Genomic DNA, 18,010 nt, shown 5'->3' with positions numbered 1-18,010 from the left:
GGCGATCCGGATCGCCCGCAGCCTGTTTCAACGGGTGCTCGAAAGCGATCCCGGCGCAGCGCTGCGGCTTCGCGACGAATTCGCCGCCCGCACCACCCAGGTTGCCAACGACATCGTCATGGTCGGCAGCAAGCTGACGTCGTAGCGACTTCGAAGCTTTGGATGACCGGGTCGCGCGACGACCACGGGCCGAACCAACTAACTACAGCTCCATCGTCATCGTCACCGGGACGTGGTCGCTCGGGCGTTCCCAGCTGCGGGCGTCGCGCAGGATTTTGAAGTCGGTGACGCGGTCCTTCAGGGCTTCCGATACCCAGATGTGGTCGAGCCGGCGGCCGCGGTCGCCGACGGTCCAGTCAGCGGCGCGGTAGCTCCACCAGGTGTAGACCTTCTCGGACAGCGGGATGCGCTCGCGCGCGACGTCGACCCAATTGCCGGCGCGCAGCACCGCGAGCAGCTTGTCGCATTCGATCGGGGTGTGCGACACCACCTTAAGTAACTGCTTGTGCGACCAGACGTCGTGCTCGTGCGGCGCGACGTTGAGATCGCCGACCAGAATGTGGCGCTGATCGCCGGACGGATGCAGCGGCTCGCACGCCTTCATCTCGTCGAGGAAAGACAGCTTGTGCTTGAATTTCGGATTGACCGCGGGGTCTGGAATATCGCCGCCGGCCGGCACGTAGAAATTATGCACCACAAGGGGCGGATCGCTGTCCGCTGTGTTGAGCGACACCGAGATGTGCCGCGAGTCGACGATGTCGCAGAAGGTGCGGACGTCGCGGGCGACGAACGGGATCTTCGAGATGATCGCGACGCCGTGGTAGCCCTTCTGCCCATTGAGCGCGATGTGCTCATAGCCCAGCCGCTTGAAGCGCTTCAGCGGAAACGCATCGTCCGGACACTTGGTCTCCTGCAGACACAGCACGTCCGGCCGCTGCGCTTTCAAAAACTTCGCCACCAGATCGATGCGCAGCCGCACCGAATTGATGTTCCAGGTCGTGAGGGTGAAGCGCATGGGAGGCCGGTTGAAGGGAGGGAGGAGGACGCCGAAAGTCTGACGGTGCAGCGTCCTTCTTTGCGCGACACAGGGGCGGACGCAAGCTGCCGATGTGAACAACCGGCTGAGTGTCGGCCGTCGCGTCTCACGAAGGGGCGCTTTTGCGAAGAAGATGGATTGCCGGGTCAAGCCCGGCAATGACGGCCACAACCTCAGCGTCATGCGCGGGCTTGACCCGCCTGCGGGGCCGGAGCCCCTTCGGCGCGGCGAAGGCTCGCGCATCCATGGTCCGCGAAGCGGACGATCAAAAACGTGCTGCGAAAGAGGTCAGCCCGGCGGGGTCGAGTAGTCGGTGTAGTCGATCTTGAACATCGACGGGTCGGGTCGGCGGGTCGTGTCGAGATTGTAGATCGCCACCGTGGTGTCGTAGCCCTGGGGGTCGGTGACGGTCCATTGCTTGAGCTGGCCGTCCTTCGTGCCGAGCATCAGCATCAGCCGGCTGGTGCCGATCACCGCGTTCTTCTCTTCGATGATGATCGAGATGTAGAGATCGTCGGAAGTGATCGCGACCACGTTGGTGTCGCGCAGCAGATCGATCTTGTCGCTGAGCAGATAGCGTAGTGGCGTCTGCGACAGCGGGTAGACGTCCTGGGTCGCCAGCTTGCGGTCGCGGACCACCAGCGACTGGCCGTCGGCGATCATCGAGATCGGGCTCGGGTTGTCGTACTCGAACCGCACCTTGCCGGGCTTCATGATGTAGAAGTCGCCGGTGAGCTTGCTGCCGTCCGGTCCGACCTGGACGAAGTTGCCGACCAAGGTCGACAGCGACGAGAGATAGGCGCTCGCTTTGGCGGCGTCGGCCTTCTGCTTGGCGTCGAAGGTGGTGAAGATCGAGGCCGGCACATTGCGGCGCGGATCCGGGATGATCGGCTCGGGCGGCGCGGCCTGCCTGGTCATCGGCGCAGCCGGCTGTGGCTGCGGTTGCCGGACCTGGCGGGCGGGCTCGGCCGCGCTGAACTGCCGCTCGCCGGCTCGCGGCGATGGCTTCGGCATCGGAGTCGGCTCCGCCATCGCCTGCGGGACAAACGCCAACAGCAGTCCAACGCCGGCCGCGATCGTACCGCGCAGCCCGGTGAAGATCGCCGGTCTCGGCGCCAAATCCTTGGAATCGTTCGTCAATGCATTGTCCTGCGCGGAAGCCGCTGATCCGGCGCGCCGTCTCTCAGCCGCTACCGTGGCGCTGTGGCGATTTCGCGACTCCCGCCGGGAGATTTGCATGCCGCTGATCTCCCGCTTCAAAAGTTCGAATCTTCTTCGGCGACGAGAATCTCGCGCTTGCCGGCATGGTTGGCCTGTCCGACGATGCCTTCGAGTTCCATCCGCTCCATCAGCGAGGCGGCGCGGTTGTAGCCGATCTGCAGGCGGCGCTGAATGTAGCTGGTCGACGCCTTGCGGTCGCGTTTGACGATCGCCACCGCCTGCTGGAACAGATCGCCGCCGCCGTCGCCGCCCATGCCGGTGGCGTCGAACACCGCGCCGTCTTCGCCCTCCGCAGGCTCCTCTGCCGTGACCGCCTCGAGATATTCGGGCGCGCCCTGCGCCTTGAGATGCTTGACGACCTTCTCGACTTCCTCGTCGGACACGAACGGGCCGTGCACGCGCGAGATGCGACCGCCGCCGGCCATGTACAGCATGTCGCCCTGGCCGAGCAGCTGCTCGGCGCCCATCTCGCCCAGGATGGTGCGACTGTCGATCTTCGACGTCACCTGGAAGGAAAGGCGGGTCGGGAAATTGGCCTTGATGGTGCCGGTGATGACGTCCACCGACGGGCGCTGCGTCGCGAGGATCACATGCAGGCCGGCGGCGCGGGCCATCTGGGCAAGGCGCTGCACCGCGCCTTCGATGTCCTTGCCGGCCACCATCATCAGGTCTGCCATTTCGTCGACGATGATGACGATGTAGGGCAGCGGCTCGAGGTCGAGCTTCTCTTCCTCGTAGATGGCTTTTCCGGTTTCCTTGTCGAAGCCGGTGTGCACGGTGCGGGTGAGCTCTTCGCCCTTGCCCTTGGCTTCGAGCAGTCGCTGATTGTAGCCATCGATGTTGCGGACGCCGAGCTTGGCCATCCGCTTGTAGCGCTCTTCCCTCTCGCGCACCGCCCACTTCAGGGCGACCACGGCCTTCTTCGGATCGGTGACGACCGGCGTCAGCAGATGCGGGATGCCGTCATAGACCGAGAGTTCGAGCATCTTCGGATCGACCATGATCAGCCGGCACTGATCCGGCCGCAGCCGGTACACGAGGCTGAGAATCATGGTGTTGATCGCCACCGACTTACCCGAACCGGTGGTACCAGCAATCAGCATATGCGGGGTGCGGGCGAGATCGATGATGATCGAATCGCCGCCGATGTTCTTGCCGAGACACAGCGGCAGCTTGTGCACGGTCTCGTTGTTGTCCTTCACGCTCAGGAGTTCGCGCAGGTACACCTTCTCGCGATTCACGTTCGGCAGCTCGATGCCGATCGCGTTGCGGCCTGGCACCACAGCGACGCGTGCCGACAGCGCGCTCATCGAGCGCGCGATATCGTCCGCGAGTCCAATCACGCGGGACGATTTGATGCCGGGCGCGGGCTCGAGTTCGTACAACGTCACCACCGGACCCGGGCTCGCCTTCACGATCTCGCCGCGCACGCCGAAATCCTGCAGCACGCCTTCCAGCGCCCGCGAATTGGCTTCGAGTTCGGCCTTGCTGAGCGGCTTGCGGTCCGTCGCTTTCGGCACCGACAGCACGTTGACGGAGGGCAGATCGAATCTGGCGGGCTTCTTCGCCACGGGCCGCGGCGCCGGCTTTTTGCGGGCGCGTGGTGCCGGCGCTTCTTCTTCCTCTTCCTCGTCTTCGACCTCTTCGTCGATCGGCTCGTCGTCTTCGGGCTGGTCGTCGAAATCGCGTTCGTCGCGCGGGACGATCGACGGCGCGGTGCGGCCGCTGCCGAGCTTCGGCTCCTGGCGTTCGAACGCGCCGGCGCTGCGGCTGGTCGCGCCGCTGCTGACGAGGCCGCGATAACTCAGCTTGATCAGCCGCCACAGCCGCGCCTTGGCGCTGAGCGCGGCATGCGCGAGCCAGCCCAGCGATACCGAGCCTTCGTCGCGATCGTCCTCTTCGTCGAGCGGCGTATCCTCGGCGATGCTGTCGTCGACCTCCGGCTCGCGCGAGCCGTAGCCGCTGGCGATCAGGAACGTGGCCGCAGTCGCCGCCGCGAGCACAAGCGTCAGGATGATGCGGAAGATCAGTCCCGGTCCGAACACCAGCGAGGGCGCCCGGACCAGCGCGTCACCCACCACCCCGCCGAGCCCGGTCGGCAGCGGCCAAGCTGTGTCATGCGGGAACGAGCTGGCGAGGCCCGCGGCAAACACCGTGCAGAGGATCCATCCGGCGAACCGCAGAGCGCGGCGATCGAACGGGCGGTGATTGATCATCCGCCAGCCCCAGGTCGCGACCGGCATCAGCAGGCCGATCGCGCCAAGGCCGAGGATCTGCATCGACAGGTCGGCGCCGATCGCGCCCGGATAGCCCATCAGATTGTGGATGGTTCGCGAGGTCGCGTGGCTCAGGCTCGGGTCCTGCACCGACCATGTCGCCAGTGCGGCGGCGGCGGCGGCTGCGATGGCGATCAGGCTGAAGCCGGCAAGCTCGCGCAGCCGCCGCGCCAAGGCATCGCGCAGCGACGTCGGCAAATGCCCGACCAGAGGGATGACACGTTCGATCGCCGGCATACTCACTGCTTTGCCCCGCGACTCAATCGAGAATCCGCACCAGACGGTGCAGTGCTTCGGCGGTGGTCTCGCTGTCCTGAACCATCGCCACGCGGATATAGCCGGCACCCGGATTGCTGCCGTCCGGCTGCGGCCGCGCCAAGTAACTGCCCGGGATCACGCGGACGCCGCCGTCCCGGAACAGCTTCACCGTCGCCGCTTCATCGCCGCCATAGGCGGAGACATCGAGCCACAGGCAGAAGCCACCAGCGGGGCGCTGATAACCATAGCGCGAACCGAGGATTTGATCGGCAAGATCGAATTTCAACCGGTACAGCCGGCGGTTCTCTTCGACATGCGCCTCGTCCGCATAGGCGGCGACAGCGACGTGCTGCAGCGGCACCGGAACCTGCGGCGCCGCGACGTTGCGCAGTTCGTGATAGGCCTTGAGGAAGTTTGCGTCGCCGGCGACAAAGCCGACGCGTAGCCCGGGCAGGTTCGAGCGCTTGGACAGCGACTGGAATACCGCGACATTGCGAAAGTCGTCGCTGGCGGCCTGCAGCGCGCTGCCGGGCGCCTCGCGCGTATAGATCTCCGAGTAGCATTCGTCGCTCAGGATCAGGAAGCCGTAGCGATCGGCGAGCTGCTTCAGCTTCGCGTAGTAATCCCGCGACGCCACCGAGCCCTGCGGATTCGCCGGCGAGGCGATGAAGATCGCGACGGTGCGGGCCAGCGTGGCGGCGTCGAGCGAATCGAGGTCGGGCAGGAAGCCATTGGCGCGGGTCGTCGGCAGGAACACCGCTTCGCAGCCGGCCGCGCGAGTGCCGGCCGCGTAGGCCGGATAGAACGGGTTCGGCAGCAGGATCGCGGGCGTGCCGCTGCGCGGGGCGACATAGCGTGCGGCTGCGACGGCGGCGAGAAACAGACCCTCGCGGCTGCCGTTCAGCACCAGTACTTCGGACTCCGGATCCGGCGTGCGCGGCAATGCAAAACGCCGCGTCAACCACGCCGCCGCAGCTTCGCGGAATGGCAAGATGCCCTTGGCCATCGGGTAGCGGCCGAAATCCGCGGTGTGCCGAGCCAGCACCTCGCCGACGAAGCCGGGCAGCGCATGCTGAGGTTCGCCGACCGACAGGTTGATCAGCTTGTCGCCGGGCTGATGCGGCGCCAGCAGATCGGCTAGTCGCGCGAACGGCGAGCGCTCGCTCTGGACGGCAGCCTCGGGACTGCCGGCCGCACGCGCCGGGGAGGGGGAGGCGGACACAACCATCGCAAACGCCAGCTTTCAGAAACACCCGACCGCCAGGATGGATCGAGCGCAAACAGATCAGCCACCATAGATACGGCGAGGTTAAGACGCGATTAACCATCGACGGGCGGCGTCAAACGGCCTGCTCATCAGGTGACGATTGATCACCCAGTTCCTGGCTGACGGCCTCGCGCAGCTCGGGCAACGCGCGATGGACCGTGTCCCACACCATCTGGGCGGCGACATCTTCGTAGTCGTGCCGATAGACATTGCCGGCGGCGGCAATCTGCCTCCAGCCGATCGTCGGATGACGTCGTTTGACATCGTCCGCGACCCGCCGCGACGCTTCGGAGATGATCTCGAGACAGCGCGTGACCGCGTACAGCGTACGCAGGTCGGTCTTGAAGGCGGTCAGATTCGTTCCGGCGAGGAAGGCGGCTGCGAGATCAATGTGGTGCAGGATGTTGCGCAGCGCGAGGTCTGATCGGTCAGAACGCATACACCGCATCGGCCACGGCGGTGGGAGCGACCTGCAGTTTCAACTGCTCGCGGTTCACGACGTCGACAGGACGATCGAACAGGCCGGCGATGTAGTCCTTGAGCTCGGCGTAGTCGAACACGGTCACATGGGCGGCCGGGTCGATCTCGATCATGATGTCGATATCGCTATCCGGTCGATAACTGCCGCGAGCAACGGACCCGAACAGCGCAGCTCGGCGAACGCCGCGTTGCTGCAGCGCTGGTTGCGATTTGCGAAGGATGTCGAGCGCGAGGGTGCGATCCATCGGCGCATTATAGCACGATCGAGCCGGTTCGGGAGGCGGTTCCGCTACTGCCAGTCGCGCTTCGAAAAGAAAGGGGCCCCAACCTGAAGCTGGGGCCCCTCAACGGATCAAGCATTGCCGGGTATCTGCCTGACCCGTAGCTGGCGGCGCGGCTTCCTGAAAAGCCGCGCCGGATAAGACTTACATGTTGTAAGCGCGCTCGGTGTGCTCGACGAGGTCGAGGCCTTCGCGCTCGACTTCGACCGGGGCACGCAGGCCGACGATCACGTCGACGACCTTGTAGAGGATCGCCGAACCGATGCCGGACAGCAGCACGGTGGTGCCGACGCCCCAGCACTGCGAGACCATCTGGGTGGCGAAGTCGTAGTCGCCGACCTTGCCGGCGACGTAGTCGTACACGCCGGTGCCGCCGAGCGCCGGGTTCACCAGGATGCCGGTGCCGAGCGCGCCGATGATGCCGCCGACGCCGTGGACGCCGAACACGTCGAGCGAGTCGTCATAGCCGAGCGCATTCTTCACCACGGTGCAGAAGAACAGGCAGACCACGCCGACCACGAGGCCGAGCACGATCGCGCCCATCGGACCCGCAAAGCCCGCCGCGGGAGTGACCGCGACCAGACCCGCCACCGCGCCGGACAGAGCGCCGAGCAGCGAGGGGTGACCCTTGAAGATCCATTCGGCGAACATCCAGGCCAGCGCCGCCGCGGCGGTCGCCACGAAGGTGTTGATCATGGCGAGCGCAGCGCCGCCCGAAGCTTCGAGGTTCGAGCCCGCGTTGAAGCCGAACCAGCCGACCCACAGCAGCGAGGCGCCGATCATCGTCATGGTCAGCGAGTGCGGGGCCATCAGCTCCTTGCCGTAGCCGGTGCGACGACCGACCAGCAGGGCGCCGATCAGGCCGGCGATGCCGGCGTTGATGTGCACCACGGTGCCGCCCGCGAAGTCGAGCGCGCCCTTCTTGAAGATGAAGCCGGCGTCGGCGTTGATTTCGTCGAGCTTGGCCTGAGCGGCCGCCTTGGCGGCGTCGTCAGTGGCGGCAGCGAGCGCCTTGACGGCGTCGGTGATCGCGTCCGGGCCCGGCCAGTACCAGACCATGTGGGCGATCGGGAAGTAGATCAGCGTCACCCACAGCGGCACGAACAGCGCCACCGCGGCGAACCGCATCCGCTCCGCGAAAGCGCCGACGATCAGCGCGGGGGTGATGGCCGCGAAGGTCATCTGGAAGCAGATGTACACCAGCTCCGAGATGTTGGCGTCGACCGAGAAGGTCGCGGCCTTGGAGTCGGTGGTGACGCCGGCGAGGAACGCCTTGGAGAAGCCGCCGATGAAGTCGGAGCCGCCGGTGAAGGCGAGGCTGTAGCCGTAGACCACCCAGATCAGGGTGACGATGCAGACGGTGTAGAACACCTGGGCCAGCACCGAGAGCATGTTCTTCGAGCGAACCAGACCGCCGTAGAACAGCGCCAGGCCCGGGATGGTCATCAGCAGGACGAGAACCGTCGAGGTCCTCATCCAGGCATTGTCGCCCTTGTTGACCGTGGGCTCGGCATAGGCGGCCGTTGCGGCAAATACGCTCGCAGCAAGAACGGCCAGTCCCGCGCCGTAGGGACGTTTGAACGTCATTTGTTGTCTCCTGAGTGAAGAAGTAAGGGTGAGCGCGAAATCAGAGGGCCGCAGCGTCGGCTTCGCCGGTGCGGATGCGCACGGCGTGGTCGAGGCCGATGACGAAGATCTTGCCGTCGCCGATCTGGCCGGTCTTGGCGGCGCTGGTGATCGCCTCGATGGTCTTCTCGACCTGCTCGGTGGCGATCGCGACCTCGATCTTGATCTTGGGCAGGAAGCTCACCGCATATTCAGCGCCGCGGTAGATTTCCGTGTGACCTTTCTGGCGGCCGTATCCTTTGACTTCCGTCACTGTCAGACCATGAACGCCGATGGCGGTCAGGGCATCACGAACTTCTTCGAGCTTGAATGGCTTAATGATCGCCATAACAATTTTCATGGGTCTTATCCCCGCTAGGGCCCGGCCAACGTGGTCTGGGCTCGATCTCGACTGAAAATCCCCACGCGGAGAAACATCACTACGCGGGCACAGCCACGCCCCTTAGAATCAAATGCCGTGCCAGTCGGGCGGAGCGTTGGAATCGTTCAGGAAATCGAAACTTTGGGCGCTGCCGGGAGCGCAGCACCGGCTGCGCTATTCCGCCGCGCTCGTTTTATGGGCAATTCTGGTCAAACGCTGAGCACGACAGCGTCTCGACACAATCGTGCTCAGCGCACAGGCAGACGCGTCGGTACTATATTATAGGACGAGGCTATTGAAGTGCCTCGCCATGCTGCGAAATGTCGAGACCTTCTATTTCGTGCTCACGCGACACGCGAAGCGCCACGAACAGCCCGACCAGTTTGAGCAGGACGAAGGTCGCAGCCGCACTCCACACAAACGTCACCCCAATACCGACGAGCTGGATCACCGGCTGCACCCAATTGCCCTCGAATGCGCCGGCGACGCCGCCGATCGCCGCGGTGGCGAAAAACCCGCCAAGCAGCGTCCCGGTCAGGCCGCCGATGCCGTGGACGCCGAACACGTCGAGCGAATCGTCGTAGCGCAGCCGGTGCTTGAGCCAGATGCAGGCCCAGTAGCAGACGCCGCCGGCGATGACGCCGATCACCACGCCGTGCCAAGGCTGCACATAGCCGGACGCCGGCGTGATGGTGCCGAGGCCGGCCACGGCGCCGGAAATCATGCCGAGCACCGAGGGCTTGCGGCGCGAGGCCCATTCGATCGCGCCCCAGGTCAGCGCGCCCGCGCAGGCCGCGAGGTGAGTGGCGGTGATGGCGAAGACGGCGCGCGAATCTGCCGCCAGCGCCGAGCCACCGTTGAAGCCGAACCAGCCGACCCACAGCAGGCCGGTGCCGATTACTGCCAGCGACAGGTCGAATGGCGACAGGTTCTCCATGCCGTAGCCATGGCGACGGCCGATCACCAGAGCGGCGATCAGGCCGCCGGTGCCGGCCGACAGGTGCACGACGAGACCGCCGGCGAAATCCAGCACGCCCCAGCCGGCCAGGAAGCCGCCGCCCCAGATCCAGTGCGCCAGCGGCACATAGACCAGCACGAACCAGCCGACCGAAAACAGCAGATAGGCTGAGAACCGCATCCGGTCGGCGACCGAGCCGGCCACCAGCGCCACGGTGATGACCGCGAATGTCATCTGGTAGAGCATGAACAGCGCTTCGGGGATGGTCTTGGCGGCCGGGTTGACGCTGTCCATCGTCATTCCGATCAGGAAGACGCGGTCGAACGAACCGATGAAGGCGCCGCCGCCCACGAAAGTCAGCGAATAACCGAACGCCACCCACAGCAGCGAGATCATCGCCACCGCGGCGAGGCTCTGCGCCATGGTGGCCAGCACGTTCTTCTTGCGCACCATGCCGGAGTAGAACAGCGCTAGGCCCGGGATGGTCATCATCAGCACGAAGGCGGTGGCGACCGTCATCCAGGCAGTGTCGGCCGCGTTGATGCCCGGCGCCGCCGCGGTGCCTTGGGCCAGCGCCGGCGAAAGGCTGCCCGCCGCGCTCGTCAACGCCACACCAAAGAAGCCCGTTGCAGCCTGTGCCGCACGGCGTTTCGACCCGGTCATGATGCCTGCCCCGTCGGAATGTCGCGGCGCCCCGGCACCGCCGTTCGAATTGCGGTGAGAAGAGAGGTGAGCCTACAGCGCGTCGGCGTCGGTTTCGCCGGTGCGGATCCGCAGCGCGTGGTCGATCGGGGTGACGAAGATTTTGCCGTCGCCGATCTGGCCGGTCCGGGCGCCGCGGGTGATCACCTCCACGGCCTTGTCGGCGAGCGCGCCGTCGACCGCGATCTCGATCCGCAGCTTGGGCAGGAAATTCACGATGTACTCGGCGCCGCGATAGATCTCGGTGTGGCCGCGCTGCCGGCCGTAGCCTTTGACCTCGGTCACGGTCATGCCGTGCACCCCGATTTCGGTCAGCGCCTGACGCACCTCGTCGAGCTTGAACGGTTTGATGATGGCGACGACGAGTTTCATGCAAGAGCCCCAGATTTTCGCGCAGCAAGCGTGCGGCACCGCGCCGCGCGGTACCTCCGGCCGTTATATGCCGTGTTTCACGGCAAGGCGCGCAGAAAATAAGCGGATTGACGACTAAGTATGCGGCGCCCCGCCTGCTGCAAGGGCGCGGCGGTCCTGCAGCCCAAGCTTCTCTGAACGGGAAAGCGCTGGAAGTTGCCGAAGCCGTCAGGCGGCGAGGTCGGCCACCACGGCGTCGAGCACCGGAAAGCCCGCCAGGGTCACGCGCAGTCGGCCGTCGGCGTCGACCGTGATGGCGCCTTCTTCGCGCAGCAGTGCGATCCGGTTCGGATCGAGCGAACGGCCCGACAGCGCCTGATAGCGGCGCGGGTCGATACCTTCGGCGAGCCGCAGCCCCATCAGCAGGAATTCGTCGGCGCGTTCTTCGCTGTTGAGGCGCTCGTCGGTGATGACGCCGTGGCCGCTGCCCTCGACGCGCATCAGCCAACTTTCGGGCCTGCGCTCGGTCGCGGTGGCGTAGCGCGTCCCGCCAATATCGAGCCGGCCATGTGCGCCAGGGCCGATGCCGGCGTATTCCTGACCGCGCCAGTACACCAGATTATGCTGGCACTCGGCGCCTGGCCGGGCATGGTTGGAGATCTCGTAGGCCGGCAGGCCGAGTTCGGCGCAGACCGATTGTGTCACGTCGTACAGCTCGCGCGACGCGGCGTCGTCTGGGGTCAGCAGCTTGCCGGCGCGATGCAGCGCGAAAAACGGCGTCTCGGCTTCGATCGTCAGCTGATACAGCGACAGATGCTCGGCGGCTTCGCCAATGGCGCGGCGGAGTTCGGATTCCCACATCGCCGGCGTCTGGCCGGGACGCGCATAGATCAGGTCGAACGAATAGCGGTCGAACGCCGAGCGGGCGATCGCGACCGCGTCCATGGCTTCCTGCGCGGTGTGCAGCCGGCCGAGCGTCTTCAGCGACGCGTCGTCGAGCGCCTGCACGCCGAGCGAGACGCGATTGACGCCGGCAGCGCGATAACCGCGGAACCGCGTTGCCTCGACGCTGGTCGGATTGGCCTCGAGCGACACCTCGGCGTCTGGCGCGACGCGCCAATATTTGCCAATCGCATCAAGAATCGCTCCGACGGTCTGCGGCTGCATCAGCGACGGCGTGCCGCCGCCGAGGAAGATCGACGTCACCTCGCGCGGGCCAATCCGGGCCGCGGTGGTTTCGATCTCGCGCGCGAAGGCGCGGGCGAAGCGTGCCTCGTCGATCGCGGCGTGGCGGACATGGCTGTTGAAGTCGCAATACGGGCACTTCGACAGGCAGAACGGCCAGTGCACGTAAACGCCGAAAGCTTGGTCGGAGTTAGCCGGCAAGGCAGATCTCCGCCAGTTTGACGAACGCCTTGGCGCGGTGCGACAGGCCGAGGCCGAGCGGCGGCAGGCCGTGCTTTTCGATGCTGGTCATTTCGCCGAAGGTGCGGTCGTGACCGTCCGGCAGGAAGATCGGATCGTAGCCGAACCCGGCGGTGCCGCGCGGCGGCCAGACCAGCGTGCCGTCGGCGCGCGCTTCCACTTCTTCGACCTGGCCGTCCGGCCAGGCGACGCATAGCGCTGAGACGAAATGCGCGGTGCGCTGCGCATGCGTGGTAGCGCCCCGCTCCTGCAGCAGCCTTTCGATCTGCGCCATGGCGGCGCCGAAGTCCTTGGTGTCGCCGGCCCAGCGCGCGGAATAAATTCCGGGAGCGCCGTTCAGGGCATCCACCGCCAATCCGGAATCGTCGGCGAACGCCGGCAGCTGCGCGGCTTGCGCCGCCGCTTCGGCCTTGATCCGAGCATTGGCCTGAAAGCTGTCGCCGGTTTCCTCGGGCTCGCCGAGGCCGAGCTCGCCCGCGGACACCGCCTCGATCCCGTAAGGGGCCAGCAGCTCCCGCATCTCGGCGAGCTTGCCGGGATTGTGGGTGGCGATGACAAGCTTGCCGGTGATTCGACGATGCATGGCGGCCTCAGCGTAGCTCAAGAGTAGCCGCGAATAGGTGGCAAGAATGACTCACGCCACCGCCATTTTCTGCAGATCGACCAGCCGGCCGACGCCCTTCTGCGCCAGCGCCATCAGCGCCAGGAACTCGTCCTGCGAGAACGGCGTCTTTTCGGCCGTGCCCTGCACCTCGACGATCCGGCCGTCGCCGGTCATCACGAAGTTGGCGTCGGTCTCGGCTTCGCTGTCTTCGGCATAGTCGAGATCGAGCACCGGCGTGCCGTTATAGATGCCGCAGGAGATCGCGGCGACGTTGTCGCGCAGCACCTGCCCCTTGGTCATGTTGCGGGCCTTCATCCAGTTCAGGCAGTCGGCTAGCGCCACCCAGGCGCCGGTGATCGAGGCGGTCCGGGTTCCGCCGTCGGCCTGCAGCACGTCGCAATCGACGGTGATCTGGCGTTCGCCGAGCGCCTGCAGATCGACGATCGAGCGCAGCGAACGCCCGATCAGGCGCTGGATCTCGACGGTGCGGCCGTTCTGCTTGCCGGCCGAGGCTTCGCGGCGGGTCCGCTCCAGCGTGGCGCGGGGCAGCATGCCGTATTCGGCCGTCACCCAGCCGCGGCCCTGCCCCTTCAGCCACGGCGGCAGGCGCTCTTCCAGCGTCGCCGTCACCAGCACATGGGTGTCACCGAATTTCACCAGGCAGGAACCCTCGGCATATTTGACGACGCCGCGTTCGAGCGACACGGCGCGCAATTCGTCGGGCGCACGGCGGCTTGGCCGCATGGGAAATCCTCCGTCAATTTCGGGAAATGGCGATCCGGGCTGCTTTTAGGGGCGGAGCGCCGCAGCGGCAAGGGGCCGACCAGGACGGCGCCCCTTCAACTCCCTGCCTTCTTGTAACCGGGCGCGAGCAGCGACAAATTAGAGGCGTAACGGAGGACAAAGTTGGCTCACCACGATCCGATCGGCCTGATCGCGCCTAATTCCGCCCTGGCCCAGCTCAACGAGCGGTCGCGGGACATCTTTCGCCAAATCGTCGAAAGCTATCTCGCCACCGGCGAGCCGGTCGGGTCGCGCAATATTTCACGCCTGATCTCGATGCCGCTGTCGCCGGCCTCGGTTCGCAACGTGATGGCGGACCTCGAGCAGCTCGGCCTGATCTACGCGCCACACACATCGGCCGGCCGGCTGCCGACCGAACTGGGCCTGCGCTTCTTCGTCGATGCGCTGATGCAGGTCGGCGACCTCACCGAGCCCGAGCGTCAGTCGATCCAGGCTCAGCTGTCGTCGGTCGGTCGTGCGCAGAGTGTCGAAGCGGCGCTCGGCGAGGCATTGACCCGGCTGTCGGGTCTGACCCGGGCGGCCGCGGTGGTGCTGACTGCCAAGTCCAACGTCCGCCTGAAGCATCTCGAATTCGTCAGACTGGAGCCGGAGCGCGCGCTGGTGATCCTCGTGGCCGAGGACGGCCAGGTCGAGAACCGCGTGCTGGCGCTGCCGCCCGGTGTCCCCTCGTCCGCGCTGACCGAGGCCTCGAACTTCCTCAACGCGCGGATCCGCGGCCGTACGCTGGCGGAAGCCCGCGTCGAGCTGGAAACGCTGCTGACGCAGGACCGCGCCGAACTCGATGCGCTGACCCAGAAGGTGATTTCGGCCGGACTGGCGAGTTGGTCCGGCGGCGAAGGCGAGGATCGACAGCTGATCGTGCGCGGTCACGCCAATCTGCTCGAAGATCTGCATGCGCTGGAAGACCTCGAGCGGGTGCGGCTGCTGTTTGACGATCTGGAAACCAAGCGCGGCGTCGTCGATCTGCTCGGCCGTGCGGAGCGCGCCGAGGGCGTGCGAATCTTCATCGGGTCGGAGAACAAGCTGTTTTCGCTATCGGGCTCCTCCACCATCATCGCGCCCTACAGCGACGGCGCCGGTCATATCGTCGGCGTGCTCGGCGTGATCGGCCCGACGCGGTTGAACTACGCGCGAGTCATTCCGATGGTCGACTATACGGCGCGCGTGGTCAGCCAGATGCTGGGCGGCTGATCCCGCCTGCCCGCTCGCTTGATTTTCACCGCATAAAACACGATATCCCGGCCAGCCCATTCGCGGCCAATGCAGACGTTTTCTTCAAAAAGGTAGCGTGATGACCGATTCCAACGGACCCAAGGACAACAACCAGGACGAGGCGCAGGCCGCCGATCCGGTCGTTTCCAAGCCGTACATCATGCCGGACGATCCGGAAGAAGGCGCCAACGAGGCGCTGGTGAAGGAAGCCGCCGAAGCGCGCGACAAGATGCTGCGTACGCTGGCCGAGATGGAGAATCTGCGGCGTCGGACCCAGAAGGAAGTCGCCGACGCGCGGACCTACGGCGTCACCGCTTTTGCCCGCGACGTGCTGGAGATCGCCGACAACCTGCAGCGCGCGCTCGACGCGGTGCCAGCCGAAGCTCGTGCCAATGCCGACGCCGGCCTCAAGGCACTGATCGAGGGCGTCGAACTGACCGAGCGTTCGCTGCTGAACGCGCTGGAGAAGAACGGCGTCAAGAAATTCGATCCGCAGGGCCAGAAGTTCGATCCGAATTTCCAGCAGGCGATGTACGAAGTGCCCGATCCGTCGGTACCGGCCGGCACCGTGGTGCAGGTCGTGCAGGCCGGCTTCATGATCGGCGAACGCGTGCTGCGTCCGGCGCTGGTCGGTGTCGCCAAAGGTGGCGCCAAGCCGACGCCTGCCGCGGCCAATGGCGGCGAATCCGGCGGCGCGGCCTGATCCGAAAAGCCTGCGAAGCCGCGCGATCAGCGCGGCTTCAGTCCATCGCGGACCTTGCGGAAGCGCGGAAATGCTTCCGCCCACTGATCGCGCGGCGAGCTGCCGATCACCCGTAGCGCCACGTTCGAACTGCCGAACCGCAGCCATTGCACCACCGTCACCGGCGTATTGTCCTTGCCGCTGATCGCCTCGAGCCGGGTTTCGAAGCCGGGCTGGCTGTCGATCCGGATCGGCTCGGAATTGGTGATCCTCGCCTCGCGCAGCCCCGGAATGGTCGCGGCGGCCTGCTGGGCGAAGCGGGCGCGGTCGTCGGCCTGCTCCGGCACCGAGCCGATCAGGCCAAGCACCATGAACGGCGCGGCCTCGATGCCGGTGTCCTCATTGCCGTCGGCGAGCAGCAACGCGGCGCCCGGCGCCAGCGTCCGGATCGTCTTGAAATTGGCGATCTCGCCGACATTGAACGGCATCTGGGCGACCTGCTCGGCGACCGGGACGTCCTGCCGAACGGTGACCGAACTTAGCATCTTCTTGACGGCGGCTTCCGTGTAGGTGGCGGCCTCGCTGTCGGCGATCTGCACCGCCACGTAGCCGGAGAAAGCCTTGCTGCCGGGGACGATCAGCGAGTAGCGCCGCACCTTGTCGGTGCCAGCAACGCCGTCTTCCGCCGTGTAGTAGGCGGTGCCGGCGGCCGTCTCCAGGCTTTGCGGCTTCACCTTCATGGCGGCGTTGTCGGGCAGTGCCTTGAAGGCGGTCTCGACCTCGCCATAGGCCGAGCCGGGCAGCTCGGCGAGCAGCACCTTCACCCCGTGGCCGGGCGACTCGAAGCCCAGAAAGGCCTGTGACTCCGTCAGTCCCGGCATCGGTGTGAGGCCGACCCGAATGCCCCGGGGAAAGATGACGTCGGCCGCAAGGGCAGGGCTGATGACGGCGACCGCCAGGGCGATCGCAAGAAGGCGCGCTATCTGTCTCATCGGGGTGTCCTGAAATCGCAATGCGGCCGTTCGATGGTGTGTCACCGCCGGGCGAAACCGGGATGCTGCGCTGCGGGTGCTTCGTTGCGAGCTCACCAGATCACGTCCTGCCGCGCCGTCAAGGCGCAGCCAGACATCGGGCAGCAGATGAGACGAGGAGCCGCAAGCGGCCGGCGGATAGGCCCTCGGGCCGCACGCCGAGGCGGCCGTTCAGGATTCATTAAAGCCCATGTTTTCGTGCGCGCAGCCGTCTGCCGGTCCTTGCGGCCACCACCCCCCCTCCTATATGAGGCTCACCGCCGCACACTCGCGCGCATTTGATATTTGGGGGTTTGGACTGGTGCGCCGCCAGGGCCCGCCCGACCCGCCGCAGAAAGAAGGATAGAGCACCATGGGAAAGGTCATCGGGATCGATCTCGGCACCACCAATTCGTGCGTCGCCGTCATGGACGGCAAGAATTCGAAAGTCATCGAAAACGCTGAGGGCATGCGCACCACCCCCTCGATCGTCGCGATCACCGACGACGGCGAGCGGCTGGTCGGTCAGCCGGCCAAGCGTCAGGCGGTCACTAATCCCGAGCGCACCTTCTTCGCCGTCAAGCGACTGATCGGTCGCCGCTACGACGATCCGATGGTCGAGAAGGACAAGGGCCTCGTCCCCTACAAGATCGTCAAAGCCTCCAATGGCGATGCCTGGGTCGAGGCCGACGGGCAGACCTATTCGCCCTCTCAGGTCTCGGCCTTCATTCTGCAGAAGATGAAGGAGACCGCGGAAGCGCATCTCGGCCAGAAGGTCGACCAGGCGGTCATCACCGTCCCGGCCTATTTCAACGACGCTCAGCGCCAGGCCACCAAGGACGCCGGCAAGATCGCCGGTCTCGAGGTGCTGCGTATCATCAACGAGCCGACCGCGGCCGCTTTGGCCTACGGCCTCGACAAGACCAAGGCCGGCACCATCGCGGTGTACGATCTCGGCGGCGGCACCTTCGACGTCTCGATCCTGGAGATCGGTGACGGCGTGTTCGAGGTGAAGTCGACCAACGGCGACACCTTCCTCGGCGGTGAAGACTTCGACATGCGTCTGGTCAACTACCTCGCCGACGAATTCCAGAAGGAGCACGGCATCAACCTGCGCAACGACAAGCTCGCGCTGCAGCGGCTCAAGGAAGCCGCCGAGAAGGCGAAGATCGAGTTGTCGTCGACCACGCAGACCGAGATCAACCTGCCCTTCATCACCGCGGACCAGTCCGGTCCGAAGCATCTGACCATGAAGCTGACCCGCGCCAAGTTCGCAGCGCTGGTCGACGACCTGGTGCAGAAGACCATCGAGCCGTGCCGCAAGGCGCTGAAGGATGCCGGCCTCACCGCCGGTGAAATCGGCGAAGTGGTGCTGGTCGGCGGCATGATCCGCATGCCGAAGATCCAGGAAGTCGTGAAGCAGTTCTTCGGCAAGGAGCCCCACAAGGGCGTCAAT

17 protein-coding genes and 1 pseudogene are annotated in these 18,010 nt (G+C 65.8%); 4 read left to right on the top strand and 14 right to left on the bottom strand.

Annotation, left to right across the window (positions count from 1 at the left end; all coding sequences use genetic code 11):
• Window positions 1-145, top strand: a pseudogene (locus ACOJTD_RS24460) (cyclic nucleotide-binding protein); the annotation flags it as partial.
• A 57-nt stretch (window positions 146-202) separates the two neighbouring features.
• Here ACOJTD_RS24460 and ACOJTD_RS24455 read toward each other — a convergent pair.
• From ACOJTD_RS24455 to rph, 13 genes are all read right to left on the bottom strand, one after another.
• Window positions 203-1,015 carry an exodeoxyribonuclease III gene (locus ACOJTD_RS24455; protein ID WP_420135445.1) on the bottom strand — a complete coding sequence of 271 codons (813 nt, stop codon included), beginning with the start codon at window positions 1,013-1,015 and terminating at the stop codon, window positions 203-205.
• A 309-nt stretch (window positions 1,016-1,324) separates the two neighbouring features.
• Window positions 1,325-2,275 carry an outer-membrane lipoprotein carrier protein LolA gene (locus ACOJTD_RS24450; protein WP_420135444.1) on the bottom strand — a complete coding sequence of 317 codons (951 nt, stop codon included), beginning with the start codon at window positions 2,273-2,275 and terminating at the stop codon, window positions 1,325-1,327.
• A gap of 17 nt (window positions 2,276-2,292) precedes the next feature.
• Window positions 2,293-4,776, bottom strand: coding sequence for a DNA translocase FtsK (locus ACOJTD_RS24445; RefSeq protein ID WP_420135443.1), 2,484 nt, complete (start codon window positions 4,774-4,776; stop codon window positions 2,293-2,295).
• A gap of 16 nt (window positions 4,777-4,792) precedes the next feature.
• Window positions 4,793-6,019: an aminotransferase class I/II-fold pyridoxal phosphate-dependent enzyme gene (locus tag ACOJTD_RS24440; protein ID WP_420135442.1), complete on the bottom strand. Its 1,227-nt coding sequence runs from the start codon at window positions 6,017-6,019 to the stop codon at window positions 4,793-4,795.
• A gap of 112 nt (window positions 6,020-6,131) precedes the next feature.
• Window positions 6,132-6,497: a DUF86 domain-containing protein gene (locus tag ACOJTD_RS24435; protein ID WP_420135441.1), complete on the bottom strand. Its 366-nt coding sequence runs from the start codon at window positions 6,495-6,497 to the stop codon at window positions 6,132-6,134.
• Window positions 6,487-6,783 carry a nucleotidyltransferase family protein gene (locus ACOJTD_RS24430; protein ID WP_420135440.1) on the bottom strand — a complete coding sequence of 99 codons (297 nt, stop codon included), beginning with the start codon at window positions 6,781-6,783 and terminating at the stop codon, window positions 6,487-6,489. Before ACOJTD_RS24430 ends, ACOJTD_RS24435 begins: the two co-directional genes overlap by 11 nt.
• Window positions 6,784-6,963: 180 nt before the next feature.
• A complete protein-coding gene (locus tag ACOJTD_RS24425) occupies window positions 6,964-8,406 on the bottom strand; it encodes an ammonium transporter (protein WP_420135439.1) in 1,443 nt (480 codons plus the stop codon).
• A 40-nt stretch (window positions 8,407-8,446) separates the two neighbouring features.
• Window positions 8,447-8,785 carry a P-II family nitrogen regulator gene (locus ACOJTD_RS24420; RefSeq protein ID WP_031337443.1) on the bottom strand — a complete coding sequence of 113 codons (339 nt, stop codon included), beginning with the start codon at window positions 8,783-8,785 and terminating at the stop codon, window positions 8,447-8,449.
• A gap of 313 nt (window positions 8,786-9,098) precedes the next feature.
• Complete coding sequence (locus tag ACOJTD_RS24415) at window positions 9,099-10,427, bottom strand: ammonium transporter (RefSeq protein ID WP_420135438.1); 1,329 nt, start codon at window positions 10,425-10,427, stop codon at window positions 9,099-9,101.
• Between the two features lie 72 nt (window positions 10,428-10,499).
• Window positions 10,500-10,838: a P-II family nitrogen regulator gene (locus ACOJTD_RS24410; RefSeq protein ID WP_420135437.1), complete on the bottom strand. Its 339-nt coding sequence runs from the start codon at window positions 10,836-10,838 to the stop codon at window positions 10,500-10,502.
• Window positions 10,839-11,045: 207 nt separating this feature from the next.
• On the bottom strand, window positions 11,046-12,203 hold the full coding sequence (hemW, locus tag ACOJTD_RS24405; RefSeq protein ID WP_420135436.1) for a radical SAM family heme chaperone HemW: 1,158 nt from the start codon (window positions 12,201-12,203) through the stop codon (window positions 11,046-11,048).
• On the bottom strand, window positions 12,193-12,825 hold the full coding sequence (rdgB, locus tag ACOJTD_RS24400) for an RdgB/HAM1 family non-canonical purine NTP pyrophosphatase (RefSeq protein ID WP_420135435.1): 633 nt from the start codon (window positions 12,823-12,825) through the stop codon (window positions 12,193-12,195). The genes hemW and rdgB overlap by 11 nt, the downstream gene beginning before the upstream one ends.
• A gap of 51 nt (window positions 12,826-12,876) precedes the next feature.
• Entirely contained in the window at window positions 12,877-13,590 is a 714-nt protein-coding gene (gene rph, locus ACOJTD_RS24395) for a ribonuclease PH (protein WP_119856168.1), read from the bottom strand.
• Between the two features lie 162 nt (window positions 13,591-13,752).
• Here rph and hrcA point away from each other — a divergent pair, with 162 nt between their 5' ends.
• Entirely contained in the window at window positions 13,753-14,841 is a 1,089-nt protein-coding gene (gene hrcA / locus ACOJTD_RS24390; RefSeq protein ID WP_420135434.1) for a heat-inducible transcriptional repressor HrcA, read from the top strand.
• Window positions 14,842-14,941: 100 nt separating this feature from the next.
• Window positions 14,942-15,565 (top strand): nucleotide exchange factor GrpE, encoded by a 624-nt coding sequence (gene grpE, locus ACOJTD_RS24385; protein WP_420135433.1) that lies wholly within the window; start codon window positions 14,942-14,944, stop codon window positions 15,563-15,565.
• Window positions 15,566-15,591: 26 nt separating this feature from the next.
• Here grpE and ACOJTD_RS24380 read toward each other — a convergent pair whose 3' ends face one another.
• Entirely contained in the window at window positions 15,592-16,536 is a 945-nt protein-coding gene (locus ACOJTD_RS24380) for a hypothetical protein (RefSeq protein WP_420135432.1), read from the bottom strand.
• Between the two features lie 391 nt (window positions 16,537-16,927).
• Here ACOJTD_RS24380 and ACOJTD_RS24375 point away from each other — a divergent pair.
• The coding region (locus ACOJTD_RS24375; protein WP_420135431.1) for an Hsp70 family protein at window positions 16,928-18,010 on the top strand (1,083 nt) is incomplete at its 3' end.

The organism is Rhodopseudomonas sp. (assembly GCF_048594845.1).
In the GTDB taxonomy this organism is placed as follows: Bacteria; Pseudomonadota; Alphaproteobacteria; order Rhizobiales; family Xanthobacteraceae; genus Rhodopseudomonas.
This window is presented reverse-complemented; position numbering and strand designations above follow the sequence as displayed.